The organism is Xanthobacter albus, assembly GCF_043194895.2.
GTDB lineage: Bacteria > Pseudomonadota > Alphaproteobacteria > Rhizobiales > Xanthobacteraceae > Xanthobacter.
This window is the reverse complement of sequence record NZ_CM195532.1, coordinates 1,547,554-1,573,597: the sequence shown is the minus strand read 5'-3', so window position 1 is coordinate 1,573,597 and position 26,044 is coordinate 1,547,554. Positions and strand designations below refer to the sequence as shown.

Below are 26,044 nucleotides of genomic sequence, written 5' to 3'. Positions count from 1 at the left end.
TGAGCCATGAACCGCGAAGGCCGTGGCGCCACCGCGCCGAACGCCCCTGTTGCCTCCCCCCTGGCCGCCGCGCCGGAAACCTTCACCGGCAACCGCGCCCTCGACCTGGAAGAGGGCCTCATCTTCGAGATCGGCCGCCCGGATGTCTCCGGCGTCGACCTGCCGCTCCCGAAGGGCGGGCCCGACCGCCTCGGCGGGCTGAAGCGCTCCGCGCCGCCCGAGCTGCCCGGCCTGTCCGAGCCGGAGGCCATGCGCCATTACGTGCGCCTCTCGCGCATGAATTACGGCATCGACAGCGGGCTGTTCCCGCTCGGCTCGTGCACCATGAAGCACAATCCGCGCCTCAACGAGAAGGTGGCGCGCCTGCCCGGCTTCGCCGATGTGCACCCGCTGCAGCCCGCCTCCACCGTGCAGGGCGCGCTGGAGCTGATGGCGGAACTCTCCCGCTATCTCATGGCGCTCACCGGCATGGCGGCGGTGGCCCTGCCGCCCAAGGCCGGCGCGCACGGCGAGCTCACGGGCATGATGGCCATCAAGGCCGCCCACCTCGCCGGCGGCGAGGCGCGCCACATCGTGCTGGTGCCCGAGAGCGCCCACGGCACCAACCCGGCCACCGCCGCCCTCATCGGCTATCAGGTGAAGGCCATCCCCGCCCGCGCCGACGGCACGGTGGACGCGGAAGCGGTGCGCGCCGCGCTCACCCCCGAGGTGGCGGCGCTGATGCTCACCAATCCCAACACCTGCGGCCTGTTCGAGCGCGACATCGTGGAGATCGCCGCCGCCGTGCACGCGGCGGGCGCCTATTTCTACTGCGACGGCGCCAATTTCAACGCCATCCTGGGCAAGGTGAAGGTGGCGGACCTCGGTGTCGACGCCATGCACATCAACCTGCACAAGACGTTCTCCACGCCCCACGGCGGCGGCGGGCCGGGCGCGGGACCGGTGGTGCTCTCGCCCGCCCTGGCCCCGTTCGCCCCGGTGCCGGCGCTGGTGGAGCGGAACGGCGCCCTCGCCCTGGTGGAGGAAGAAGGAGCGCCGGGCGCGGAGCAGTCCCTCGGCCGCATGAGCGCCTTCCACGGGCAGATGGGCATGTTCGTGCGCGCCTTCGCCTGGATGCTCTCCCACGGTGCCGATGGCATGCGGCAGGCCTCCGAGGATGCGGTGCTGGCCGCCAACTACGTGCGCGCGAGCCTGATGGATGTCATGTCCGCCCCCTTCGCCGAGCGGCCGGCCATGCATGAGGCGCTGTTCGACGACGCCTGGCTGGCGGGCACGGGCATCTCCACCCTCGACATGGCCAAGGCGCTGATCGACGAGGGCTACCACCCCATGACCGTGTATTTCCCGCTGGTGGTGCACGGAGCCATGCTCATCGAGCCGACCGAGAGCGAATCGAAGGCCTCCCTCGATCTGTTCATCGCCGCCCTGCGCGACCTCGCCATGGCGGCCAAAGCGGGGAACACCGAGCGCTTTCTCGGCGCACCCCACTACGCCCCGCGCCGGCGCCTGGACGAGACCCGCGCCGCCCGCGCCCCGGTGCTGCGCTGGACGCGGCCGCAGGCGCTGTCCGAAGCGGCGGAGTGACGCCCGCAGACCGGGACAGACGCCCACACGAAAAAGGCCGGTGAGCAAGCTCACCGGCCTTTTTCGTGTGCTCCCAACGCGCCCTCGCGGCCCCTGACGCTCCCGGCCCCGCCGCGCGGTGGCCCCGCGGCGGCGACCGGAACGAGGGGCCGGATCCTCAGCCGCGCTGCTTCGCGCTCAGCGCGATAATGCGCTTCGCCACGAACAGGGACGCGGGAATGGCCAGCAGCGCGCCGATGGCGGCGGCGATGGGAATCGCCCGCATGTCGCTCTGCGCCGGGGTCGGCACCAGCAGGACGATCAGCACGAGGGAGCCGGCGAAAGCGACGGACAGGATGACCCAGATGAGAAGTGCAACTTTCAGCATGACGCCACCTCCTTCTTAGAGGCCCTCAATATATTGACAAAGGGACATGCCTTCTTGACCTCGATCAACAAAAAGGCACCCCTGCGTCACCGCGCCCTATGGGCGTGCCGCCGGCACGGCACTTCCCTGCCGAGGAAGCGATGACGCGCGGCACCGAATTTTCCGGAACGCCCTGAGCCGCCGAAGGCCGGACGCATCGGCCCCCATCCACGGGCAATCGAATCGGAGTGGACATGACCGCCTTCTGGGACCAGCGCTATACGCGTGAAGACTATCTGTTCGGCGTGGCGCCCAATGCCTTCCTGGCCCGCCAGGCGCCGCGGCTGAAGGCAGGCGGCCGCGCGCTCGCCATCGCCGACGGCGAGGGGCGCAATGGCGTGTGGCTCGCCGAGCAGGGCCTCGCGGTGCATTCGGTCGATTCGTCCGCCGTGGCGCAGGAGAAGGCCCGCCGCCTCGCCGCCGCGCGCGGCGTGACGCTGGAGCTGGAACTGGTGGACCTCTCCGCCTGGAGCTGGCCCGTGGCCGCCTATGACGTGGTGGCCGGCATCTTCATCCAGTTCCTGCCGCCCGCCGAGCGCGACCTCATGTTCACGCGCATCCGCGAGGCACTTAAGCCCGGCGGCCTGCTGCTGCTGGAGGGCTACCGCCCCGAGCAGATCGTCTACGGCACCGGCGGTCCGTCCCAGGCAGAGAACCTCTATACCGAGGCCCTGCTGCGCGCCGCCTTCGCGGATTTCAACATCCTTGAGCTGCGCGGCTACGACGCGGAGATTGCCGAGGGCAGCGCCCACCGCGGCATGTCCGCGCTCATCGACCTTGTGGCCGAGAAGCCGGCGGCCTGAGCGGCGCCTCGCGCACGGGCGCGGGCGAACCTATATGAACGGCGCGGGCCGCCGGCGCCCGCGCCGAAGAGCACACACGCTCAAGCCCAATAAGCGCTCAAGCCCAGGAGCACCCCATGGCCGCCACCCAGCCCGCCTCGTCCGCCACCGCCCCCTCATTCACCCTGCTGCGCGAGAAGATGCTCATTGGCGGCGCCTGGGTGGATGCCGACGGCGGCGGCACCATCGTGGTGACGAACCCGGCCACGGGCGCCCTCCTCGGCACCATCCCCAACGGCGGCGCCGCCGAGACACGCCGCGCGGTCGAGGCCGCCGCGGCCGCCTTCAAGGGCTGGCGCGCCCTCACCGCCGGCGAGCGCGCGGCGAAGCTCGGCAGGCTCGCCGACCTGATCCTGGAAAATGCCGAGGAGCTGGCCGTGCTGCTCACCTGCGAGCAGGGCAAGCCGCTGGCGGAGGCGCGCGGCGAGGTCAACATCTCCGCCGCCTATGTGCGCTGGTTCGCGGAGGAGGCCCGGCGCCTCTATGGCGATGTCATTCCCTCCCCCTGGGCGGGGCGGCGCATCATGGTCACCAAGGAGCCGGTGGGCGTGGTGGCGGCGGTGACCCCGTGGAACTTCCCCTCCTCCATGCTCGCGCGCAAGATCGGCGCGGCCCTGGCGGCGGGCTGCACGGTGGTGGCCAAACCCTCGGAGCTGACCCCCTATTCCGGCCTCGCCTGGGGCGTGCTGGCCAAGATGGCCGGCATTCCGGACGGCGTCGTCAACATCGTGGTGGGCGACGCGCCCGCCATCGGCGCCGAGATGACCTCCAACCCGGCGGTCAAGAAGGTCACCTTCACCGGCTCCACCCCCGTGGGCAAGCTCCTGATGAAGCAGTCGGCGGACACGCTGAAGAAGGTCTCGCTGGAGCTGGGCGGCAACGCGCCCTTCCTGGTGTTCGACGATGCCGACCTCGATCTCGCGGTGGAGCAGGCCATCGCCTCCAAATATCGCAACGTGGGCCAGACCTGCGTGTGCGCCAACCGCTTCTACGTGCAGGCCGGCATCTACGATGCCTTCGCCGCGCGGTTCACGGAGGCCTCCCGCAAGCTGAAGATTGGCAACGGCCTGGACGAAGGCGTCACCGCCGGCCCGCTGATCGATGCGCGGGCGCTGGCCAAGGTGGAGCGCCTGCTGAAGGACGCCACCGACAAGGGCGCCAAGGTGCTCACGGGCGGCAAGCCCTCCGCGCTCGGCGGCACCTTCTTCGAGCCCACCGTGCTCGCCGGCGCGACGCAGGAGATGGCCTTCGCCCGCGAGGAGATCTTCGGCCCCCTCGCGCCCCTGTTCCGCTTCGAGACGGAGGAGGAGGCCGTCGCCCTGGCCAACGCCACCGAATACGGCCTCGCCTGCTATTTCTTCACGAAGGACCTGGGCCGCGCGTTCCGCGTCTCGGAGCAGCTCGAATACGGGCAGGTGGGCGTCAACGCCGGCGTCATCACCACCGAGGTCGCGCCCTTCGGCGGCGTGAAGGAGAGCGGCATGGGCCGCGAGGGCTCCAAGTACGGCTGCGACGACTACCTGCACATCAAGTACGTGTGCGTCGGCGGCATCTGATACCAAAGGCCCGCGCCCCGGCCGGGGCGCGGGCCTATCCGTATCAGGCCGGCGGCGCGAAGCGCAGGGCGATGCCGATGCGGTTCCAGGCGTTGATGGTGGCGATGGCCACCGTGAGGTGCAGCGCCTCATTCTCCGAGAATTCCTCCCGCAGGGCGGCCCAGGCGTCGTCCGAGGCCACCTCCCCCTCCAGCACGGTGAGGGCCTCGGCATAGGCGAGCGCCGCCCTCTCGCGCGCGGAGAAGAGGCCGGCATCATGCCAGGCCGCGAGCAGGTCCAGCTTCTCCTGCGGCACGCCCGCCTTGCGCGCTACGCCCAGGTGGAACTTGAGGCAGAAGGCGCAGCCGTTGATCTGCGAGGCGCGCAGCTTCACCAGCTCGGTCAGCCCCTTGTCGAGGCCCGATGCGTCCACCGCCTTGGTGAGGGCGGCGAGGCCGCCGTACACCTCCGGCGCGGCGGCGGTGAACTCCTTGTAGGTGGGGCGGTGCGGAACATCGGTCATGACGGGTCCTTTCGAGGGGGACTCAGCTCTTCAGCCGGTAGCCGGTGCGGAACATCCAGCTCACGATGAGAAGGCACGCCGCCAGGAACGCCAGCGTCATGCCGAAGCTCACGCTCACCGCCACGTCGGAGAGGCCGAAGAAGCTCCAGCGGAAACCGGAGATGAGATAGACCACCGGATTGAACAGCGTGAGCGTGCGCCACACCGGCGGCAGCATGTCGAGCGAATAGAAGGTGCCGCCCAGGAAGGTGAGCGGCGTCACGATCAGCATGGGGATGAGCTGCAGGCGCTCGAACCCGTCGGCCCAGATGCCGATGATGAAGCCGAACAGCGAGAAGGTGACCGCGGTGAGCACCAGGAAGGCGAGCATCGCCACCGGGTGGCGCACCTCCATGGGCACGAACAGCGCCGCCGTGCCCAGGATGATGAGGCCCAGCAGCACCGATTTCGTCGCCGCCGCCCCCACGTATCCGCACACGATCTCGAACGGCGAGACCGGCGCCGAGAGCACCTCGTAGATGGTGCCCGTGAAGCGCGGGAAATAGATGGCGAACGAGGCGTTGGCGATGGACTGCGTGAGCAGGGTCAGCATCATCAGCCCCGGCACGATGAAGGCGCCGTAGGGCACGTGCTCCACCTGCGTCATGTGGGCGCCGATGGCGGAGCCGAACACCACGAAATAGAGCGAGGTGGAAATGACCGGCGAAACCACGCTCTGCAGCAGGGTGCGGCGGGTGCGCGCCATCTCGAAGGCATAGATGGCGCGGATGGCTTGAAGGTTCACGGCTGCTGCCTCACGAGGCTGACGAAGATGTCCTCCAGCGAGCTCTGCGCGGTGCGCAGGTCGTCGAAGGCGATGCCGGCGGCGGAAAGAGCGGACAGCAGGCTGGCGATGGGCGCCTCCTCCTGCCCCTCGGCGCCATAGCTGTAGGTGAGGGTGCGCCCCTCGCCGGAGAGGACGAGGCCATAGGACGAGAGCGCCGGCGGCACCGCGCCGAGCGGGGCGGAAAGCTCGACGGTGAGCTGCTTGCGCCCCAGCTTGCGCATCAGCGCCGCCTTCTCCTCCACCAGGATGATCTCGCCCCGGTTGATGACGCCCACCCGGTCGGCCATCTCCTCGGCCTCCTCGATATAGTGGGTGGTGAGGATGATGGTGGTGCCCTTCTCCTTCAGGCCCCGCACCAGGCGCCACATGTCGCGGCGCAGCTCCACGTCCACGCCGGCGGTGGGCTCGTCGAGGAACAGCACCTCCGGCTCATGGGAAAGGGCCTTGGCGATCAGCACCCGCCGCTTCATGCCGCCGGAGAGGGTCATGATCTTGGCGTCGCGCTTCTCCCACAGGGAAAGGCTTTTCAGCACCTGCTCGATATGGGCAGGGTTCGGCGCCTTGCCGAACAGCCCGCGCGAGAAGCTCACGGCGGCCCACACCGTCTCGAACGAATCGGTGGCCAGCTCCTGCGGTACGAGGCCGATGCGCGCGCGTGCCGCCCGGTAGTCGTGCACGATGTGGTGCCCCCCCACCCGCACCTCGCCGGCGGTGGCGTTCACCAGCCCGCAGACGATGGAGATGAGGGTGGTCTTGCCCGCGCCGTTGGGGCCGAGCAAGGCGAAGATCTCGCCGGAGGCGATCTCCAGGTTGATGTCCTTCAGCGCGCTGTGGCCGGTGGCGTAGGTCTTCGAGAGATGGCGCACGCTGACCACCCCGCGCGCCGGGCTCGGAGCCGGGGCGCCGGAGCGCGCTGGAACGGATGAGGCGGAAGGCTCGGTCTGGGGCATGGCTCGGGGCATGGCTTGGGCATCGCTCGGGGCGCGGCGGTGGGGTGGCTGGAACCGGTATGCGAATCCCTGGCTCTCCGGGCCGTGGCCCGGCCGGGCGCCCGCCGCGGACGCCCTGCGTTAGACCACGCCGCGCCACGGACGGGAAGCCCCGCCCGCGCCGGGCCCGCCCGCGCGGCAGGCGCGGCGGCTCAATCCAGCGTCTGCCGGAAGCGGGCCACGGCGATGCCCATGGCCACCAGCATCAGGGCCAGCAGCGCCGCCGCATCGCCCTGGAGATCCGCGAAGTTCGAGCCCTTCAGCAGGATGCCGCGCACCATGCGCAGGAAATGGGTGAGGGGCAGCGCCTCGCCCACCCATTGCGCCCACATGGGCATGCCCGAGAAGGGAAACATGAAGCCGGACAGAAGGATGCTCGGCAGGAAGAACATGAACGACATCTGCACCGCCTGGAGCTGGTTCTGCGCCAGGGTGGAGAAGGTGTAGCCGATGGAAAGGTTGGTGGTGATGAACAGGAGCGTCGCCGCCGCCAGCATCAGGGCCGAGCCCTCCAGCGGCACGCCGAACAGCAGCATGCCGGCGGAAAGGATGAGCACCGCCTGCAGGATGCCCACCGCCACATAGGGCACGATCTTGCCCAGCATGATCTCCACCGGGTGGATGGGCATGGAGAGCAGGCTCTCCATGGTGCCGCGCTCGATCTCCCGCGTCACCGAGAGCGCGGTGAAGATGAGCATGGTCATGGTGAGGATGGTGCCGAGCAGTCCGGGCACGATATTGAGCTGGCTGGTGCCGGCGGGATTGTAGCGCCGGTGCTGCACGATCTCGAACGGCGCCCCGCCCGGCGCATCCACGAACCGCTCGCGGGTCAGCGCCGTGGCGACCACGCCGGAGAGGGCCGCGAGCGCATTGGCCGAGCCCACCGGGTCGGTCGCGTCCGCCGCCACCAGGAGCTGCGGGGTGTCGCCGCGCCGGAGGCTCCGCTCGAAGCCGGCCGGGATCTCCACGAAGAACAGCACATCGCCGGCGCGGATGAGATGCTCGGCCTCCTCCGCGCTCCCCACCTCCTTCACGAAGGCGAAGAAGGCGGTGTTGCGCAGGGCGGCGAGGATGGCGCGGGTGACGTCGTTGTTCTCATGGGCGAACACGGCCGCCGGCAGGTGGCGCGGCGTGGTGTTGATGGCATAGCCGAACAGGACGAGCTGCAGGAGCGGGATCATGATCATGGTGGCGAAGGTCACCCGGTCGCGCCGAAGCTGGATGAACTCCTTCACGATCATCGCCGAGATGCGGCGCAGCACGCCCAGGCCCGAGGCCAAAGGGCCCTGCGAAGGGGAACCCGGCGCGAAGGGACCGGACGGGGCGCTCATCGCAGGTCGTCCTTGGTGCGGCCCATCAGGTCGATGAACACGTCCTCCAGCGTCGGCGCATCCTGGCGGAAGGCGAGCTTCGGATCGGCGCGGAAGGGGGCGATGGCGGCCTCCAGCGCCGCCGCGTCGCGCCCGGAGATGTGGAGCTGGGTGCCGAAGGGCGCCACCATGTCCACGCCCGGCCGCTCGCCGAGCGCGCGGGCAAGCGTGGTGATGGCCTGCCCCGCCGCATGCCCCTCCAGCCCCTTCACCTCCACCGTCCAGGTGGTGAGGTGGGAGGCGGCGATGACGCTCGCCACCGTGCCCTGGGCCAGCAGCCTGCCGTAGGCGATGTAGGCGATCTCGTGGCAGCGCTCGGCCTCGTCCATGTAGTGGGTGGAAACGAGCACCGTGAGCCCCTCCGCCGCCAGATCATGGATCTGGGCCCAGAACTCCCGCCGTGCCTTGGGATCGACGCCGGCCGTGGGCTCGTCGAGCAGCAGCAGGTCCGGGCTCGGCAGGATGCAGGCGCCGAGGGCGAGCCGCTGCTTCCACCCGCCCGAGAGCGAGCCGGCCAGCTGCCTGCCGCGCCCGGCGAGGCCCAGCCGCTCCAGCGCCGCGGCGGCCGCCCGCTCCGGCTGCGGCACGCCATAGAGCCGCGCCACGAACTCCAGGTTCTCCCGCACCGAGAGGTCCTGGTAGAGGGAGAAGCGCTGGGTCATGTAGCCCACCCGCTCGCGGATCTTGCGGGCCTCGGTGCGGATGTCCATGCCAAGGCAGGTGCCGGTGCCGGAATCCGGCGTCAGCAGGCCGCACAGCATGCGGATGGTGGTGGTCTTGCCCGATCCGTTGGGGCCGAGGAAGCCATAGATCTGCCCGCGCATCACCCGCATGGTGAGGTGATCCACCACCGGCCGCCCGTCGAAGCTCTTGGAAAGCCCCTCCACGGAAATGGCGACATCGCCGGGGTCGGGAGCTGCGGGCGCCGGCGTGCTCATGGCGCGCCGCCCAGCGTGACGCTGACGGGTTGTCCGGGCCGCGTGCTGCCGGGCGCATCGGGCCGCGCCTCGATGAGATAGACGAGCTTGGCGCGTTCCTCGCGGCTGTAGATGACCGGCGGGGTATATTCCGCCGAAGCGGAGATGAAGCTCACCTTGCCGGTGAGCGGCGGGCAGCCGTCGCATTCCACGCGCACGCTCTCGCCCAGCGCCACCTTCGGCAGCACCGCCTCGGGCACGAAGAAGCGGATTTTCACCAGCCCCGGCGGCAGCAGGGAAACCACGGGCCGCCCCTCCGGCACCAGCTCTCCCACCCGGTAGTAGACGGTCTGGATGGCGCCCGCCTCCGGCGCGACGAGCGTGCGGCGGGCAAGGCGCACCTCGGCCGCAGCCACCGCCGCCCGCGCGGCGGCCGCCGCCTCCTGCGCCGCCTGGATCTGCTGGGTGCGCGAGGCGATGCGGGCCGCGGCCGTGCGCCGGCGCGCCTCGTCATAGGCCGCCTGATTCTGGTCGAACGTATGCTGGGCCGAATCGAGATTGGCCTGGGAGGAGGCGCCCTTGGGCACCAGGTCCTTCTGCCGGGACAATTCGATGCGCGAAAGATCGAGCGCCGCGGATGCCCGCCGCTCCGCCGCCTCCAGCACCGCGATCTCCTCCGGCCGCTGGAGCGGGGCCTCGGCATTGGCGAGCTGCGCTTCGGCCTCCTTCAGCTGCGCCCGGGCGCTGTCGAGGGCGGCGAGCTGGAGGTCGTCCTCCACCCGCGCCACGGCCTCGCCCTTGGCCACCGTGTCGCCCTCCCGCACCGAGAGGGCGGTGACACGGCCCGGCTCGTTCGGGCCGATGAAGACGAGGTCGCCCTCGATATAGCCCGAGAAGCTCTGCTGCGCCCCGCCATCGCAGCCCGCGAGAGCGAGGGCGGCGGCGAGCACGAGCGGCAGGGCGGCGGCGAGAGGGCGGGGCATCAGGCGTCTCTCCATCCAAGGCCGGCGAGCAGAAGGTCGCGGTGGGCCGCGAGCAGGGCGCGGGCATCGAGCGGGTCCACCGCATCGAAAACGCCGTTCCACACCACCGCGAGAATGGCCGGCGCCACCACCAGATGCGGGAAGCGCACGGCGAGGTCGTTCGAAAGCTCCCCGCGATCAAGCCCGCGCCGGGCCACCTGCCGGATGAGCGCGAGGCCGTGCGACACCACCTCACGATGGTAGAACGCCGCGAGTTCCGGGAAACGCGCGCCCTCCCCCAGCATCAGCCGGACCAGGGCGGCGGCGGGCGCATCGAGCACACGGTCCGCCATGAGCGCCATCAGCCGCTCCAGCAGATCGCGGGTGGTGCCGGGAAAACGGCTCACCAGAGTGTCCGCGTCCAGCAGCACGCTGGAGATGTTCTCCTCCACCAAGGCGCGGAAGAGGGCTTCCTTGTCGGAGAAGTAGAGGTAGAGCGTGCCCTTGGCGACGCCGGCCCGGCGCGCCACATCGTCGAGCCGCGTCACCGCGAAGCCGTGGGCGGCGAACTCCGCGAGCGCCGCATCCAGGATGGCGCGCCGCCGCTCCGCCCGCGCCGCTGGCGCTGCCCTCGGCCGCCCGCGCACGCCCGCCACGGCGCCGCCCTCTCCAGCCGCCGACGCGGCCACGATGGGGCCGGAGAGCCCCCGGCCCGCCGTGCCGCCGCCCTGCGCGGCGCGCGTCTGCGATGCTGTCTCGGTCATGATCCGATTTTTCTGACTGACGCGTCAGTCATACACTTGGTCAGAGTAGGGTGCCACAGCTTTCCACACACGAAGGACGTCGAAATCTGGCCCGTTGGCGCGATGCGCCTCCAGGTTCCTGCCGCAGAACGCATGTTGGGCTCGGGCTGCGCCCGATGCGTGGTGCGCGGGCCTGAAATCGCCCCCGTTGCGCTCCATCCGGGCGCAAGCGCCCGCTCATTCCGGGCGAAACGGGACGCCGCGCACCGGATGCCCCGCCGTGGCAGCGGGCCGGGAACACCGTCCGCGAGGGGATCGCCGGTGGCGAGGCGCTCCAGAGTCGCACGGGCAGGCGGCACGGTCCGCGCACCCTCAAGCGGCTTGCTGCCGCCGCGGCGCCGATGGCTGGGCATTTTGGCTCACGCCGGCCTGCGGCGCTTCAGCTGAATCATCGAGAATAAACACTTTCATCACGCGCGCCGGCATCCGCTTCGCGTGAGGATGCTCCGGCGTCATCATACCGGCCCAGGCAAGGCACGCGTCGCGGGCGGCCCCTCAAAAGGGCCGGGGCCGGCTGCGTCTCGCGCAGCCGGCCCCGGAGCCCAGGTTCTGAGGATATCGCGCCGGTCACTCGGCCGGCGCGGGATGGTGAGGCGGCTCGCTGCGCGGCGGCTCGCTCTTGGCTTTCCGGCCGCCGAGGCCCGCGAGCCAGCGCGCGAACACATAGAACACCGGCGTGAACACGAGGCCGAACAGCGTGACGCCGATCATGCCGGAGAACACCGCCGTGCCCAGCGCCTGCCGCAGCTCGGCGCCCGCGCCCACCGCCCACACCAGCGGCGCCACGCCGAGGATGAAGGCGAGCGAGGTCATGATGATGGGCCGCAGGCGCAGCCGCGCCGCCTCCACCGCCGCCTCACGGCGGCCGTGGCCATCATCCTCGAGCTGCTTGGCGAACTCGACGATCAGGATGGCGTTCTTGGCGGCGAGGCCGATGAGCACGATGAAGCCCACCTGGGTGAGGATGTTGTTGTCCATCCCCCGCATGATGACGCCGAGAAGCGCCGCCACCAGGCACATGGGCACGATGAGGATGACCGCCAGCGGCAGGGTCAGGCTCTCGTACTGCGCGGCCAGCACCAGGAACACGAACACCACGCCCAGCGCGAAGGCGAAGATGGCGGTGTTGCCCGCCCGCTCCTGCTGGAAGGCGATGCCCGTCCACTCATAAGCGAAGCCCTGGGGCAGGACCTTCTGCGCGAGGCCTTCCATGATCTTCATGGCCTGGCCCTGGGAGTAGCCCGGCGCCGGCGAGCCGTCGAGCTCCGCCGCCGGATAGAGGTTGTAGCGCGGCACGCGATAGGGGCCGGAAATGTCCTTGACCGTGGTGAAGGAGCCGAGCGGCACCGTATCCCCGGCCTCCGTGCGCACGCGGATGGCCAGCACGTCCTTCGCTTCCATGCGGAACTTCGAGTCGGCCTGCGCCTGCACGCGGAAAGTGCGGCCAAACAGGTTGAAGTCGTTCACATAGGAAGAGCCGATGAAGGTCTGCAGGGCGGTGAAGACGTCATTGACGTTCACCTTGAGCAGCTGGGCCTTTTCGCGGTCGATGTCGAGGTAGAGCTGCGGCGTCGAGGTTTCGAACAGGGTGTAGACCTGCATCAGCCCCGGCGTCTGCGCGGCGGCGCCCATCATGGCGTAGGTGGCGTTGCGCAGGGCCAGCAGCCCGGCGCCGTCGCGATCCTCCACCATCATGCGGAAGCCGCCGGCATTGCCGATGCCCTGAACGGGCGGCGGCTGCACCACGATCATCTGCGCCTCCTGGATGGAGGCCATCTTGCCGAACAGGGTGCGCTGCACCGCCGCCGCCGAGCGGGTGGGGTCACCGCCGCGCGCGGAGAACGGCTCCAGGATGACGAACATGGCGCCGGCATTGGGCGCGTTGGTGAAGGTGGCGCCCGAGAAGCCGACGATGTTCACGATGCGCGCCACGCCCGGCGTGCCGAGCACGAGCTCGCCGGCCTGCTTCATCACCTGCTCCGTGCGCGCCATGGACGCGCCCGGCGGCAGCTGGGCCACCACGATGAGATAGCCGCGGTCCTGCTGCGGGATGAAGCCCTGGGGGGTGGTCGAGAACAGGTAGCCGCCGAAGCCGACGATGCCCGCGTACACGATCAGGACCAGCGCCACCACGCGCACGAGGCGCGAGGTCATCCAGGCATAGCCGTTGCCCAGCCCCTCGAACCCGCGGTTGAACAGGCGGAAGAAGCCGACCAGGGGCCGCGCGTACCACGCATGGTGCTCGTGGCCCTGCTTGTGCGGCTTCAGGAGCAGCGCGCACATGGCGGGCGAGAGCGTGAGCGACACCAGGAGCGAGATCAGGGTCGAGCCCGCGATGGTGAGCGCGAACTGCTGGTAGAACGCCCCCGAGATGCCGGTGATGAACGCGGTAGGCACGAACACCGAGGACAGCACCAGCGAGATGGCCACCAGCGCCCCGCCCACCTCGTCCATGGTCTTGTAGGCGGCGTCCCGCGGCGAGAGGCCCGCCGCGATGTTGCGCTCCACGTTCTCCACCACGACGATGGCGTCATCCACCACGATGCCGATGGCGAGCACCAGACCGAACAGCGACAGGTTGTTCAGCGAGAAGCCGAACATGGCCATGACGAAGAAGGTGCCGATGAGCGAGATCGGGATGGCGAGGATGGGGATGACCGCCGCCCGCCAGGACTGGAGGAACAGGATCACCACCAGCACCACCAGCACGATGGCCTCGCCGATGGTGTGCACCACCGCGTCCACTGACTGCTGAATGAACTCGGTGGGGTTGTAGTAGATGCCGTATTCGACGCCTTCCGGGAAGGTCTGGCGAATGCGCTTCATCTCCTCCACCAGCGCGTTGCCGGTGGCGAGGGCGTTGGAGCCCGGCCGCTGGAAGATGCCGAGGCCGATGGAGGGGTAGCGGTCGAGGAAGGTGGTGGAGGCGTAGTCCTGGGCGGTGATCTCCACCCGGCCCACGTCCTTCAGCCGCACCAGGGCCTCGTCCGTCTGCTTGATGACGATGTCGCCGAACTCCTCCGGCGTCGACAGGCGGCCGAGGGTACGCACCGCGATCTGGAACGCGTTCTGCTTCGGCACCGGCGGCGCGTTCAGGATGCCCGAGGCCACCTGGACGTTCTGCGCCTTGAGCGCCGCCACCACGTCGTTGGACGTGAGGTTGAGCTGCGAGAGGCGGTCCGGATCGATCCAGATCTGCATCGCATAGTCGCGCTGGCCGAACACCGTGATGGAGCCGACGCCGTCGATGCGCGAAAGCACGTCCTTGATCTGGATATTGGCGAAGTTGGAGATGAACAGCGGATCGCGCGAGCCGTCGGGCGAATAAAGGTTCACCACCAGCAGCATGTCGGGCGAGGACTTGGCCGTCACCACTCCCACCTGCTGCACTTCCGAGGGCAGGCGCGGGGTGGCGATGGCCACGCGGTTCTGCACCTGCACCTGGGCGGTGTCGAGGTTGGTGCCGAGGTCGAACGTCACCTGGATCGAGAAGCGGCCGTCCGCCGTGGAGTTGGACGAGATGTAGAGCATGTGCTCCACACCGTTGATCTGCTGCTCGATGGGCGCGACGACGGTATCGGCCACGGTCTCGGCCGAGGCGCCGGGATACTGGCCGGTGACGGTGATGACCGGCGGCGCGATCTCAGGATACTGCGCCACTGGCAGGCGCAGGTACGAAACCGCGCCGAGGATGATGACGATGGTGGAGACCACCGACGCGAAGATCGGCCGGTCGATGAAGAAGTGGGAAAAGCGCATGGAGGGCCTCCCTCACTTCGACGCGGAGGGTTCGGCCGCGCCCTTGGGTGGCTCTGCCTTCGGCACATCCGGCTTCGGCGCATCAGTCTTCGGGGCGTCGGTCTTACCCGCGTCGGCCTTGGCGGCATCGGCGGGCGCGGCGGCCACCTGCGGGTTCACCACCACGCCGGGGCGCACGCGCATCAGGCCGTTCACCACCACCTTGTCCTGCGGGGTGAGGCCGTCGAGGATCACGCGCTGGTCGCCGGCGAGCGAGCCGAGGGTGACGAAGCGCTGGGCCACCTTGTTGTCAGCCCCCACCACATAGACGAACTTCTTCACCTGCTCCGTGCCGATGGCGGAATCCGGCACCACCACCACCTCGTGCGGATCGGACGAGTTGAGGCGCAGGCGGGCGAACATGCCGGGGCGGAACAGGCCGTTGGGGTTGGCGAACACCGCGCGGCCGCGGATGGTGCCCGTCTCCCGGTCGATCACGTTGTTGAGGAAGTCCATCTTCCCTTCGTGGACGAAGCCCTTGTCGTCGATGAGCTTCAGCGCCACCGGCTCACCCTTGATGTCGGTCTTGCGGCGCTGGATGCGCAGCAGGGCGGCCTCGTCGATGGTGAACTCGAAGCGGATGGGATCGATGGAAACGATGACCGCGAGCAGGGTGGGCGAGCCGCCGGTGCCGCCGGTCACATAGTTACCCACCGACACCCGTCGATCGCCGATCTGGCCGGACACGGGGGCCTTCACCTCGGTGAAGCCGAGGTCGAGTTCCGCCTGGCGCACGGCCGCCTCCTGCGACTGCACGGTGGCGGCGGCGGTGCGCTCGGCCTGGGTGCGCTGGTCGAAGGCCTGCTTGGAGATGGCGTTGGAGTTCTTGTCCTCCAGCAGGGTGCGGGCGCGCTCAAGATCGCCCTTGGCGAAGTCGAGGTTCGCCTTGGCCTGAGCGAGGTTCGCCTGCGCCTGATCCAGCGCGATCTTGAACGGGCGCTGGTCAATGGTGAAGAGGAGGTCGCCCTGCTTCACCATCTGGCCGTCGGTGAAGTGGATCTTGTCCAGGTAGCCCGACACGCGGGCGCGCACGTTCACTTCATCGATGGCGACGAAGCGACCGACATATTCGTCCTGATCCGTGACCGTGCGGGTGCCAGGGTTGGCGACCGTCACCTGGGGCGCGGGCGGTGGGCCCGACTGCTGGCTGGTGGGTTGCCCGCAGCCCGCGAGCACAAGGGCGGCGGACGCGAAAAGGAAGGCTGAGCGCATGACGTGCGTCATCAAATCCGGCTCCTGGCGGATACTCGGGATCCGCAAAATTCCTGGGGCGAGGGGGTTCGGCACTTCCCGCAACCGACGAGCCGAAACCGGAATGAGAGGCGTGGAGATAGCACAGACCAGTGCGATGCAAAACGCCTCGAACGTCGAATTCACCCCCGGCGACGGCCATTGGGCACCTCCGCCGGCGGACAGTGACTTAATGGCAACGCCCCGCCGGCCCTCCGCCGCCCCTCCGCCGTCGCCGCTCAGGAGACTGTGGCGGGCATGCGCCGGCCCATGACTCCGGCCAGGAAGCGCCGGCCCAGCAGCAGCGCCACCGTCGCCCCGTAAACGGCGGCACCCACCACCACCACGAGCGCCAGCATCACTTCCTCGCGAGCGGGAAACTGCGGCGGCAGCAGCCGGGCGCCGGCGAAGGCCGCGCCCCATAGCGCCGCCGACACCACCACCAGCACCACCGCCAGCCGCGCCAGATGCCCGCTCAGCGCCTCATCCCCCAGGGGAAAGCCGCGCCGCCGGGCGAACAGGATGAGCAGGCCCACATTGATCCACCCGCCCACCGCCGTGGCGAAGGCAAGGCCCACCTGGGCGAAGGTGCCCATGAGCGCGAACTTCAGCGCCACGTTGAGCCCCACGGCGCAGAGCGAGGCGATCATGGGGGTGCGTGTGTCGCCGCGGGCGTGGAACGGGGCGATGAAGGCGCGCACCACCAGGAAGGCGAGAAGGCCAAAGCCGTAAGCGCGCAGGGTGGCGGCGGCGGCAGCCGCGTCGGCGGCGGTGAAGGCGCCGCGCGCGAACAGGGCGCGCATGGTGAGGTCCGGCACCACCAGCGCCGCCGCCACGAAGGGAATGCCGAGCAGCGCCGCGAGCTCGATGCAGCGCGCCTGGGCATGGGCGGCGCCGGCATCGTCCTTCGCCGCGAGGCGCCGTGCCATCTCCGGCAGCAACACGGTGCCCACCGCGATGCCCACGACGCCGATGGGAAGCTGGTTGATGCGGTCCGCGTAATAAAGCGCCGACAGCGCGCCGATGGGCAGGAAGGTGGCGATGATGGTGTCCGCGAACAGCGCGATCTGCACGCCGGCGGAGCCGATGATGGCCGGCCCCAGGGCCTTCAGGAACTGCCGCGTGCCCGAATCCATCCGCGGCCGGCCGAACCGGAGGCCGATGCCGTGCCGCTCCGCATCGAGCCCCACCCAGAACAGCTGGGCGACGCCGGAGGCGAGCACCCCCCAGGCCGCCGCATCGCCGGCGGTGGGGAACAGGGCGGCCGCGAGCAGCGTGCTCACCATGCAGATGTTGAGCAGGATGGGCGAGGCCGCCGCCACCCAGAACCGCTCGGACGCGTTGAGCGCGCCGGAGACGAGAGTCGCCACCGAGATCAGCGCCAGATACGGGAAAGTGATTCGGGTCAGCGTCACCGCCAGATTGAAGCGCTCGCCGTCCTCCGCGAGGCCGGGGGCCAGCAGGCCCACGAACTGGGGCGTGAAGCCCAGGGCCAGCGCCAGCAGCACGGCATGGACCAGCACCATGCCGGTGAGGATCTCATCCGCGAAGCGCCGCGCCGCCGGCACCCCGTCCTGCTCCCGCAGGCGCGCATAGGTGGGCACGAAGGCGGCGTTGAAGGCGCCTTCGGCAAAGATGGCGCGGAAGTGATTCGGCAGGCGGAACGCCACCAGGAAGGCATCGGCCACCGGCCCGGCGCCGAGCACGGCCGCCATCACCACGTCGCGGATGAAGCCGGCGATGCGCGAGAGCAGCGTGAAGCCGCCGACGGAAAGAATGGAGCGGAACATGAAGGGCGCGCCGTGGAGAATGCGGCGCGGAAGCTAGCCCGCCGCGCCGCCGGACGCCAGCGCCGCGCCGGCTTGCGCGAAGACCCGCGAGATCGCCCGAGGGTCCCTTGGATCAGGCACCGAGGCCGCGGCGCACGGCGGCGATGATGCGATCCTGCGTCGCCTCGTCCAGATAGGCGTGCATGGGCAGGGAGATGACCTCCTCCGCCAGCGCCTCGCACACGGGCAGGATGGCGCCCGCGGAAGGGTAATGGCGGTAGGCCGGCTGCAGGTGCATGGGCAGGCGATAATATACCGCCGTGGGCACGCCCTCGGCCTTCAGCGCCTCGGCGAGGCCGTCGCGCATGCCGGGCTGGAGGCGGATGGTGTACTGCGCCCACACGGAGGTGGCGCGCGGGTCCACCACCGGCACGGTGGCCACGTCCTTCAGCAGGTCGTTGTAGCGCCGCGCCACCTTCTCGCGGGCGGCGATCTCATCCTCGAAGATGGCGAGCTTCTCGAGCAGCACCGCCGCCTGCACGGTATCGAGGCGGGCGGTCATGCCGATGCGCACGTTCTGGTACTTGTCCACGCCCTGGCCGTGCTCGCGCAGGCTCTTCAGGATGGCGACCAGCTCCGCGCTGTCGGTGAAGATGGCGCCGCCGTCCCCGTAGGCGCCGAGCGGCTTGGCGGGGAAGAAGGAGGTGGCGGTGGCATCGCCGATGGAGCCGGTGCGCCTGTTGTTCCAGGTGCCGCCGAAGCCCTGGGCGGTGTCGCACAGCACCTTCAGGCCGTGCTTCTCCGCGATGGGCAGGATGGCGTCATAGTCGGCAGGCTGGCCGAACAGGTCCACCGGGATCACCACCTTCGGCTGGAGCCCCTGCTCCACGGCGACGGCGATGGCCGCCTCCAGGCTCTCCGGGTCCATGTTGAAGGTGTCTTCCTTCACGTCCACGAACACCGGGGTGGCGCCCACCCAGGGCACCACCTCGGCGGTGGCGCAGAAGGTGAAGGCCGGGCAGAACACGGCATCGCCGGGCTTCACGCCCCAGGCCATCAGGAGCAGCGCCAGCGCGTCCGTGCCCGAGGAGCAGGTGACCGCGTACTTCGCGCCCGCGAACGCCGCCAGCTTCTCTTCGAGCTCGCCCACCTGCGGCCCGTTGATGAAGCGGCAGGACGCGAGCACCGACTGGACCGCGGCATCGATCTTCGCGCCGACGCGCGCGCGCTGCGCGGCGAGGTCGATGAAGGCGATGGGCGCGGCGGTCACGGGAGACGTCATGTGTGCGAAGTCCTGAAATGAAGACCTGAAGGTGGAAAGCGGACAGGCCTCAGCCGATGGCCCGGCGCTGCGCGGATTGGGCGGGCCCGTGCTCGGCGAGGCACGAGATGGCGATCTCGAGGCTCGCCACCCCCTGCTCGCCGGTCACCTCGGGCGCACGGCCCGCGCGCACGGCGGAGAGGAAGTTCTCGAGCTCGGCGCGCAGCGGCTCGGCATAGGCCACCGGCAGGTGCCGGGTGGAATAGGAGCCGTCCGGCCGGTAGTCGAAATGCTCGGTCACCTGGCGGGTGAGCAGGTCGCCGATCACGTACTTCTTGGCGGTGGCCACATGCACCGTGCGCGCCTTGAAGGGCGTGAGCCAGTTGGTGTTGATGTGGGCGAGCACGCCGGAAGCGGTGCGGAACTGGAGCAGCGCGATGTCCTCGCGCTCCGCCAGCGCCGCCGAGGTCTGCGGCTGCACCTCGATGATCTCCGAATCGGTCAGCCAGCGGATGAGGTCGATGTCGTGCACGGCGAGGTCGATCACCACGCCCACGTTCGACATGCGCGGCGGGAAGGGACCGACGCGCGTGAAGGCCACCGAGAGGATGTGCTCGCCGCGGATGGCCTCCTTCACGGCGCGCACCGCCGGATTGAAGCGCTCCACATGGCCGACCATGAGGGTCACGCCCTTCTGGCGGGCGGCGGCGACGATCTCGTGCCCCTCCTCGGCGGTGGAGGCGATGGGCTTCTCCACCAGCACCGAGCAACCGGCGCCGATGACGTCGAGGGCCACGGAATGGTGCAGGTGGGTGGGCGCCGCCACCACGATGGCGTCGAGGCCCAGCTCCAGCAGGGCGTGGTGGTCGCCCACCGCCTTGCAGCCGAGGAAGCTCGCGACACGCTCGGCCTGGGCCTGGTCGGGGTCCGCCACCGCCACCAGCTCGGCGCCGGGCAGGGCGGAGAGCACGCGGGCGTGGTTGGAACCCATGATGCCGATGCCCGTGACACCGACGCGAAGGGCGCGCTCGGGCGCAGCCGGATGAGCCATGACAGCCCTCATTTCTTTGATCACGGTGCCGGCTCCTAGCACGACAACCCGGGAGGAAGCGAGGCAAGGGGCCAAACTGCGCCGGCCGGGGCGTTCAAGAATTGCGTCCCCGTGTTACCGCACCGCAGCGCGCGCGGGGCCGGCCCCACGCGGCGGCGCCCGCCGGCAGCCCCTTCCCTCCCGCCCCCGGCGCGATTAAGGGACGCGCCAGGCTTGGTCCCACATCCATCGGAAAACGGGGAGGACACCCCATGCGCAAGATCGTCGCCGGCAAGCTTCACGGCATCACTGTCACGGGCGCGGATCTCAATTATCACGGCTCGATCACCCTCGATCCCGACCATTGCGAGGAAGCCGGCATCCTGCCCATGGAGTTCGTGGAGATCTGGAACCGCAATTCCGGCGCGCGGATCTCCACCTACGTCATCCTCGGCGAGCGCGGCTCGCGCTGCTGCGTGCTCAACGGCGCCGCCGCCCGCACCTGCCAGCCCGGCGACGAGGTCATCATCTGCAATTCGGTCTATGTGCCGGAGGAGGAGATCCCCGCCATCCGGCCGCGGGTGCTCACCTTCGACCGGGAGAACCGCGTGACCGGCCGCCTCTCCTACGCGGTGACGCGGGACGCGGACGGGCGCTGGCGCTTCTCCATCGAGGACGAGACCGGCGCCGCCCAGCCCATTCCCCTGCGCTCCGCCCCGCGCGCCTGAGGCGCGGGAAGCGGCGAGAAAGAAGCCGGAAAGAAAAAGGGGGCTTCCCGCACGGGAAGCCCCCTTTTCCGCGTCTGGCGGCGATCAGAACTTGTAGTTCACGCCGGCCTTGACGGTGTTCATGGTGAGGCCCTGGGACGCGGTGTCCGTGTTCAGGTAGCCCAGGTTCTTGTCGCCGAAGTCGAGGTAGAGATACTCGGCCTTGACGGTCCAGTTGTTGGTGAGGGCGTATTCGGCGCCGCCACCGATGGTCCAGCCCCAGCGCGTGCCGTCGGAGCTCACGCCCCACGGGCCGGTGAAGCTGGTGTTGGCCCAGGCCGCGCCGCCCGTGAAGTAGGGCAGGAAGCGGTCGAGCGCGTAGCCGACGCGGCCGCGGATGGTGCCGAAGGTATCGACCTTGCTGGAGGTGATGGTGGCCGACAGCGGGCCGCCCACGAGCGTGTTGCTCTGGCCGATGTCGGCGAACTCAAGGTCCGCCTCCACGCCCACCACCACATTGTTGGCGAACTGGAAGTTGTAGCCGCCCTGCAGACCGCCGAACACGCCGTTCGAGTTGTCCACGTCGTAATTGTAGGTCAGGGCGCCGGTAGTGTAGTCGAACGAGTTGGAGGCCCAGCCCCAGCCGACGTTGCCACCGATGTAGAAGCCGGTCCACGAGAACATCGGGGCGGGCATCACGGCGGCCTTCACGGGATAGCGTGTGGAGAGATCGGCAGCAGACGCCGAGCCGGCCAGAAGAGCGAGGGCGGAGGCGCCCAGCAGAACACGCTTCAACATGACTATTACCTTCTTGCTTCAATTCGGCCCGCCCGGAGGCGATCGCCGACCATGGGAGACTTCATACAGACCGCCAGCCCGGCCGTCTGTAGCCATCGCGCCACACCAGCCAAATCAAAAACGGCCGAGATGTGGCGAAACCTTTCCACTTCCTTACATCAGCCAGAGCACGCTCTGTCAAACAAGGCGCCATAGGGGCGGGACCACAGTTGCGCCTCATTCGATGGAACTTTCCATCGCCCCGAAAGCTGAATCGATAGTTGATATCCACGCACCAAATAGTTTTCCACCGACTCAATTTACCACTGCCCCGCAAAGCGGAGAGAAGCCGGCACACTCATTTACCCATGGATACTCAACCATCGCCGGACCCCACGGCGGACCGCAACCCCTTCGGATACGGGAGCCGCGCCTGCCCGACACGCGCACTGTGGCAGCACAAACCTGCCCGAATTTTGCCGCGCGTGGATTCCCGCTCCCCATGATGAACGCCGGGTAAATGCTTCAATGCTTTGTGATGGCTTCACAATTTCAAATTCGGGCGCTCTCGGCCCGCGTGCGGCGCGGCATCCCGTGGCCACTATGGTTGACGGCGCCCTAACGGCGCCGGCGCCCCTCCCCGGCACACGCGGGCTTGACCAAAGGCCCATGTCTGTCGCCCATGAGCCTTTGGTATAAGCTGCACCCATGACCGGCAGACGCCCCACGGACCCGCCCGAGCTTCAGCTTCCCGCCACCGATGCGCCCGGCGCCGACATGGCGCGTGCGCCGCGCGGCGCGCCCGCGCCGAAGGCCCGCATGCCCGGCGCCGACGCGCCCGAGCCGGAGGCGCCGGAGATCGAGGCCGGCGCGGACGCGGAGGAGCAGGACCTTCCCGAATTCTCCCTCGAAGACGACGCGGACGCCGAGGCGCCGGCGGAGGCGACGCTGGCCACCGGCCGCGCCGCCATCGTCCGCGCGGTGAAGCTCGCGCCCACGGGGCCGGGCGTCTATCGCATGCTCGGCGCCGACGGCACCGTGCTCTACGTGGGCAAGGCCAAGAGCATCAAGAAGAGGGTGCTGAGCTACACCCGCCCGGTGGGCCACACCAACCGCATCGCGCGGATGATCGCGGGCACCCATGCCATGGAGTTCGTCTCCACCCGCAGCGAGCCGGAAGCCCTGCTGCTGGAAGCGAACCTCATCAAGCAGCTGAAGCCGCGCTTCAATGTGCTGCTGCGCGACGACAAGTCCTTCCCCTACATCCTCATCACCGCGGATATCGAGCACAAGGCGCCGCAGATCCTGAAGCATCGCGGCGCGCGCAACCGGCCGGGGGACTATTACGGCCCGTTCGCCAGCGTGTGGGCGGTGGACCGCACCATCAACGCGCTGGAGCGTGCCTTCCTCCTGCGCTCGTGCTCCGACAGCTATTTCGAGAATCGCTCGCGCCCCTGCCTGCTCCACCAGATCAAGCGCTGCGCCGGCCCCTGCACCGGCGAGATCGAGGAGAAGGATTACGCCCGGCTGGTGCGGGAGGCGAAGGACTTCCTCTCCGGCCGCTCGCGCGCCATCAAGGAGGAGCTGGCGAAGGAGATGGAGGCCGCCGCCGAGGCGCTGGAATTCGAGCGTGCCGCGCGCCTGCGCGACCGCCTCGCCGCTCTCTCCGCCGTGCAGGGCACGCAGGGCATCAACCCCCGCTCGGTGGAGGAGGCGGACGTATTCGCCTGCCACCAGGAAGGCGGCGCCACCTGCATCGAGGTGTTCTTCTTCCGCACCGGCCAGAACTGGGGCAACCGCGCCTATTACCCGCGCGCCGACCGCTCCCTGGACGAGAGCGAGGTGCTCGGCGCCTTCCTCTCCCAGTTCTACGAGGACAAGCCGGCCCCGCGCCTCATCCTGCTCTCCCACAAGGTGGAGGAGCAGGCGCTGCTGGCGGAGGCCCTCTCGGAGAAGTCCGGCTTCAAGGTGGAGATCGCGGCACCCCAGCGCGGCGAGAAGCGCGACCTCGTGGACCACGCCATGCAGAACGCCCGCGAGGCTTTGGGCCGCACCCTGGCTGAGACCGCGACCCAGGCGCGGCTGCTGGAAGGGGTGGCCAAGGCCTTCGGCCTCGCCCGCGCGCCGCAGCGCATCGAGGTCTACGACAATTCCCACATCATGGGCACGAATGCCGTGGGCGGCATGATCGTGGCGGGGCCGGAGGGCTTCCGCAAATCCCAGTATCGCAAGTTCAACATCAAGTCGTCCGACCTCGTGCCCGGCGACGACTTCGGCATGATGCGCGAGGTGCTCACCCGCCGCTTCGCCCGGCTGCTGAAGGAGAACCCGCGCGCGGAGGCCGTGCCGCCGGTGGAGGACATCCAGCCGCCCCGCGCCGGCGAAGCGGCCGAGACGGGCGCGCCTGGGACGGACGCGCCCGAGACCGAAGGCCCCCTGCCCGACGCCGAGGGCGCCTCGCCCTGGCCCGACCTCGTGCTCATCGACGGCGGCCTCGGCCAGCTCAACGTGGCGCGCGAGGTGCTGGATGCGCTCGGCATCACCGACGTGCCGCTGGTGGGCATCGCCAAGGGGCTCGACCGCGAGGCGGGGCGCGAGCAGTTCTTCCTGCCCGGCAAGCCGCCGTTCCGCATGGAGCCGCGCGACCCGGTGCTCTATTTCATCCAGCGCCTGCGCGACGAGGCCCACCGCTTCGCCATCGGCTCCCACCGGGCGCGGCGCAAGAAGGACATCTCGGAAGCGGGCCTGCAGGCCATCGCCGGCGTGGGCCCCACACGCAAACGCGCGCTGCTGCGCCATTTCGGCACACTGAAGGCCATCGAGCGGGCGGCCCTCGCCGACCTGGAGCAGGTGGATGGAATCAATGCCGCCACCGCCAAGGCGGTCTATGATTATTTTCATGAGCGCCCTTCCGCCTGAGGCGAAGGACGCACAAGCGGGTTCCCCCTGCGCCCGGCGCGAATTAAAGAAGGGCGATCGCGAACCCCGGACCGCTTCTGCGAAGTGATGAGCATGGCCGACGCTGCAACGCGCACCTCCCCCTCCCCCGCGCCCGGCCGGGGCCATGCCCTTTCCGTGCCGAATCTCCTCACCTATGCGCGCTGCGTGGCGGTGCCGCTGGTGGCGGCCTGCCTGTTCTGGTCGGACATCCTGCACGGCGGCCTCTGGCTGCGCTGGGTCGCGCTCGCGCTGTATGTCGCGGCGGCGATCACCGATTTCTTCGACGGCTACCTCGCCCGCGCCTGGCAGCAGCAGTCCGCCATCGGCCGCATGCTGGACCCCATCGCCGACAAGCTCCTGGTCTCCACCTGCCTGCTGATGCTGGCCTCGGACGGCACCATCCGCGGCTGGTCGCTGTGGGCGGCCGTCGTCATCCTCTGCCGCGAGATCCTGGTCTCCGGCCTCAGGGAGTTCCTGGCGGAGCTGCGCGTGTCGGTGCCGGTGTCGCGCCTCGCCAAGTGGAAGACCACGGTGCAGCTCGTGGCCGTGGGCGTGCTCATCACCGGCACGGCCGGCGAGCAGATCCTGCCCGGCACCAGCCTTGTCGGCCTCACCCTGCTGTGGATCTCCGCCGTGCTCACCCTTTACACCGGCTACGACTATTTCCGCGCCGGCGCGCGCCATCTGGTGGAGGACGAGCGGTGAAGATCCTCTACTTCGCCTGGCTGCGCGAGCGGGTGGGCCTGCCGGAGGAAACCGTGGACCCGCCGGAGACCGTGCGCACGGTGGCCGACCTCGCCCGCTGGCTGGCGGGGCGGGACGAGGCCCACGCCTCGGCCTTCACCGACCCCGCCGTGGTGCGCGCCGCCCTCGACCGCCGCCATGTGAAGCCGGACGCCCCGCTCGCCGGCGCGCGTGAGGTCGCCTTCTTCCCGCCCATGACGGGAGGCTGAGCCATGGCCGCCGCAGCCCCGGAAGGCGTCTTCGTGGTGCGCGTGCAGGCCGAGCCCTTCGACGCGGCCGAGGAGGCCGCCCGCCTCTCGGCGGGACGCGCCGACATCGGCGCCGTGGTCACCTTCACCGGCCTGTGCCGCGCCGACGCGGGCGAGGCGCCCCTCACCGCGCTGGTGCTGGAGCACTACCCCGGCATGGCGGAGGAGGAGATCTCCCGCCACCTGGAGGAGGCCCGCCGGCGCTGGCCCCTGGAAGGCGCGGTGATCGTGCACCGCCACGGCCGCATCGTTCCCGGCGCGCCCATCGTGCTGGTGGCCACGGCCTCCGCCCATCGCGGCGCCGCCTTCGCCGCCGCCGAGTTCCTGATGGACTGGCTGAAGACCGATGCCCCCTTCTGGAAGAAGGAAGAACGCGCCTCCGGCGGCACCTGGGTGGAGGCCAAGGCGGCGGACGACGACGCCGCCGCGCGCTGGGGCGCTCCGACCGGGCCGAAACCCCGCGCGCCATAGGGTAAAGGCGGCGCCGGCAGGCGCCCGCGGGGGCTTCTCCACTGCCTTGGCCAGTTTCGTAAAGATCTGGTTAACAACCTGCCCAGATACCTGCCTCGATTGATGAAATCGATATTTTACAGAATGTTAAGGCAACACCCCATCATCCCCCCTGCCACCGCCGGGCGCGGCCGCGCCGAGGCGCAACGGCTGCTGTCTCTTTGAAAATGCACGACAAGACGGTACAAGAACCTTGGCCAGCCCCAGTCGTCCTGCGCATCCAAGCGAGAAGTGGGCACGGTGGGCTCGACGATGTCCCTGCTGGGTGGAGCT

General features: G+C 69.6%; 22 protein-coding genes. 8 read left to right on the top strand and 14 right to left on the bottom strand.

Going from position 1 to position 26,044, the window contains the following annotated elements:
- The first annotated feature begins 6 nt into the window (after nt 1-6).
- A complete protein-coding gene (gene gcvPB, locus V5F75_RS07065; RefSeq protein WP_394035776.1) occupies nt 7-1,584 on the top strand; it encodes an aminomethyl-transferring glycine dehydrogenase subunit GcvPB in 1,578 nt (525 codons plus the stop codon).
- A 157-nt stretch (nt 1,585-1,741) separates the two neighbouring features.
- Here gcvPB and V5F75_RS07060 read toward each other — a convergent pair whose 3' ends face one another.
- Nucleotides 1,742-1,951 carry a hypothetical protein gene (locus tag V5F75_RS07060; RefSeq protein ID WP_394035778.1) on the bottom strand — a complete coding sequence of 70 codons (210 nt, stop codon included), beginning with the start codon at nt 1,949-1,951 and terminating at the stop codon, nt 1,742-1,744.
- Between the two features lie 233 nt (nt 1,952-2,184).
- On the opposite strand from V5F75_RS07060, the gene V5F75_RS07055 reads away from it, so the two are divergent.
- Both V5F75_RS07055 and V5F75_RS07050 read left to right on the top strand, forming a co-directional pair.
- Complete coding sequence (locus V5F75_RS07055) at nt 2,185-2,793, top strand: SAM-dependent methyltransferase (RefSeq protein ID WP_394035780.1); 609 nt, start codon at nt 2,185-2,187, stop codon at nt 2,791-2,793.
- A gap of 116 nt (nt 2,794-2,909) precedes the next feature.
- Nucleotides 2,910-4,388 (top strand): NAD-dependent succinate-semialdehyde dehydrogenase, encoded by a 1,479-nt coding sequence (locus V5F75_RS07050; protein ID WP_394035782.1) that lies wholly within the window; start codon nt 2,910-2,912, stop codon nt 4,386-4,388.
- A gap of 43 nt (nt 4,389-4,431) precedes the next feature.
- Here the strand turns inward: V5F75_RS07050 and V5F75_RS07045 are convergent, their stop codons facing one another.
- The 12 genes from V5F75_RS07045 to V5F75_RS06990 form a co-directional block, all read right to left on the bottom strand.
- Entirely contained in the window at nt 4,432-4,890 is a 459-nt protein-coding gene (locus tag V5F75_RS07045; RefSeq protein WP_394035784.1) for a carboxymuconolactone decarboxylase family protein, read from the bottom strand.
- Between the two features lie 22 nt (nt 4,891-4,912).
- Nucleotides 4,913-5,674, bottom strand: a complete 762-nt coding sequence (locus V5F75_RS07040; protein ID WP_394035786.1) for an ABC transporter permease — start codon at nt 5,672-5,674, stop codon at nt 4,913-4,915.
- Nucleotides 5,671-6,678, bottom strand: a complete 1,008-nt coding sequence (locus tag V5F75_RS07035; protein WP_394040957.1) for an ABC transporter ATP-binding protein — start codon at nt 6,676-6,678, stop codon at nt 5,671-5,673. Before V5F75_RS07035 ends, V5F75_RS07040 begins: the two co-directional genes overlap by 4 nt.
- 179 nt (nt 6,679-6,857) lie before the next feature.
- Nucleotides 6,858-7,946 carry an ABC transporter permease gene (locus V5F75_RS07030; RefSeq protein WP_394035808.1) on the bottom strand — a complete coding sequence of 363 codons (1,089 nt, stop codon included), beginning with the start codon at nt 7,944-7,946 and terminating at the stop codon, nt 6,858-6,860.
- Nucleotides 7,947-8,032: 86 nt separating this feature from the next.
- Complete coding sequence (locus tag V5F75_RS07025) at nt 8,033-9,013, bottom strand: ABC transporter ATP-binding protein (protein ID WP_394035788.1); 981 nt, start codon at nt 9,011-9,013, stop codon at nt 8,033-8,035.
- Complete coding sequence (locus V5F75_RS07020; protein ID WP_394035790.1) at nt 9,010-9,975, bottom strand: HlyD family secretion protein; 966 nt, start codon at nt 9,973-9,975, stop codon at nt 9,010-9,012. Before V5F75_RS07020 ends, V5F75_RS07025 begins: the two co-directional genes overlap by 4 nt.
- Nucleotides 9,975-10,718 (bottom strand): TetR/AcrR family transcriptional regulator, encoded by a 744-nt coding sequence (locus tag V5F75_RS07015; RefSeq protein ID WP_394035792.1) that lies wholly within the window; start codon nt 10,716-10,718, stop codon nt 9,975-9,977. The genes V5F75_RS07020 and V5F75_RS07015 overlap by 1 nt, the downstream gene beginning before the upstream one ends.
- Nucleotides 10,719-11,324: 606 nt before the next feature.
- On the bottom strand, nt 11,325-14,516 hold the full coding sequence (locus tag V5F75_RS07010; protein WP_394035810.1) for an efflux RND transporter permease subunit: 3,192 nt from the start codon (nt 14,514-14,516) through the stop codon (nt 11,325-11,327).
- A 12-nt stretch (nt 14,517-14,528) separates the two neighbouring features.
- Nucleotides 14,529-15,779, bottom strand: coding sequence for an efflux RND transporter periplasmic adaptor subunit (locus V5F75_RS07005; protein ID WP_394035812.1), 1,251 nt, complete (start codon nt 15,777-15,779; stop codon nt 14,529-14,531).
- Nucleotides 15,780-16,024: 245 nt separating this feature from the next.
- A complete protein-coding gene (murJ, locus tag V5F75_RS07000; protein WP_394035814.1) occupies nt 16,025-17,575 on the bottom strand; it encodes a murein biosynthesis integral membrane protein MurJ in 1,551 nt (516 codons plus the stop codon).
- A 112-nt stretch (nt 17,576-17,687) separates the two neighbouring features.
- Nucleotides 17,688-18,836 carry a DegT/DnrJ/EryC1/StrS family aminotransferase gene (locus tag V5F75_RS06995; protein WP_394035816.1) on the bottom strand — a complete coding sequence of 383 codons (1,149 nt, stop codon included), beginning with the start codon at nt 18,834-18,836 and terminating at the stop codon, nt 17,688-17,690.
- Nucleotides 18,837-18,885: 49 nt separating this feature from the next.
- On the bottom strand, nt 18,886-19,866 hold the full coding sequence (locus tag V5F75_RS06990) for a Gfo/Idh/MocA family oxidoreductase (RefSeq protein ID WP_394035818.1): 981 nt from the start codon (nt 19,864-19,866) through the stop codon (nt 18,886-18,888).
- 251 nt (nt 19,867-20,117) lie between these two features.
- On the opposite strand from V5F75_RS06990, the gene panD reads away from it, so the two are divergent.
- Nucleotides 20,118-20,573, top strand: coding sequence for an aspartate 1-decarboxylase (gene panD / locus V5F75_RS06985; RefSeq protein WP_394035820.1), 456 nt, complete (start codon nt 20,118-20,120; stop codon nt 20,571-20,573).
- An 84-nt stretch (nt 20,574-20,657) separates the two neighbouring features.
- Here panD and V5F75_RS06980 read toward each other — a convergent pair whose 3' ends face one another.
- A complete protein-coding gene (locus V5F75_RS06980; RefSeq protein ID WP_394035822.1) occupies nt 20,658-21,350 on the bottom strand; it encodes an outer membrane protein in 693 nt (230 codons plus the stop codon).
- Nucleotides 21,351-22,037: 687 nt separating this feature from the next.
- Here V5F75_RS06980 and uvrC point away from each other — a divergent pair.
- The 4 genes from uvrC (at nt 22,038) to V5F75_RS06960 (ending at nt 25,732) form a co-directional block, all read left to right on the top strand.
- Nucleotides 22,038-24,248, top strand: coding sequence for an excinuclease ABC subunit UvrC (uvrC, locus tag V5F75_RS06975; protein WP_394035824.1), 2,211 nt, complete (start codon nt 22,038-22,040; stop codon nt 24,246-24,248).
- 93 nt (nt 24,249-24,341) lie between these two features.
- Nucleotides 24,342-24,974 carry a CDP-diacylglycerol--glycerol-3-phosphate 3-phosphatidyltransferase gene (pgsA, locus tag V5F75_RS06970; protein WP_394035826.1) on the top strand — a complete coding sequence of 211 codons (633 nt, stop codon included), beginning with the start codon at nt 24,342-24,344 and terminating at the stop codon, nt 24,972-24,974.
- Entirely contained in the window at nt 24,971-25,222 is a 252-nt protein-coding gene (gene moaD / locus V5F75_RS06965; RefSeq protein ID WP_394035828.1) for a molybdopterin converting factor subunit 1, read from the top strand. The genes pgsA and moaD overlap by 4 nt, the downstream gene beginning before the upstream one ends.
- 3 nt (nt 25,223-25,225) lie before the next feature.
- Nucleotides 25,226-25,732 (top strand): molybdenum cofactor biosynthesis protein MoaE, encoded by a 507-nt coding sequence (locus V5F75_RS06960; RefSeq protein WP_394035830.1) that lies wholly within the window; start codon nt 25,226-25,228, stop codon nt 25,730-25,732.
- Nucleotides 25,733-26,044 lie beyond the last annotated feature (312 nt).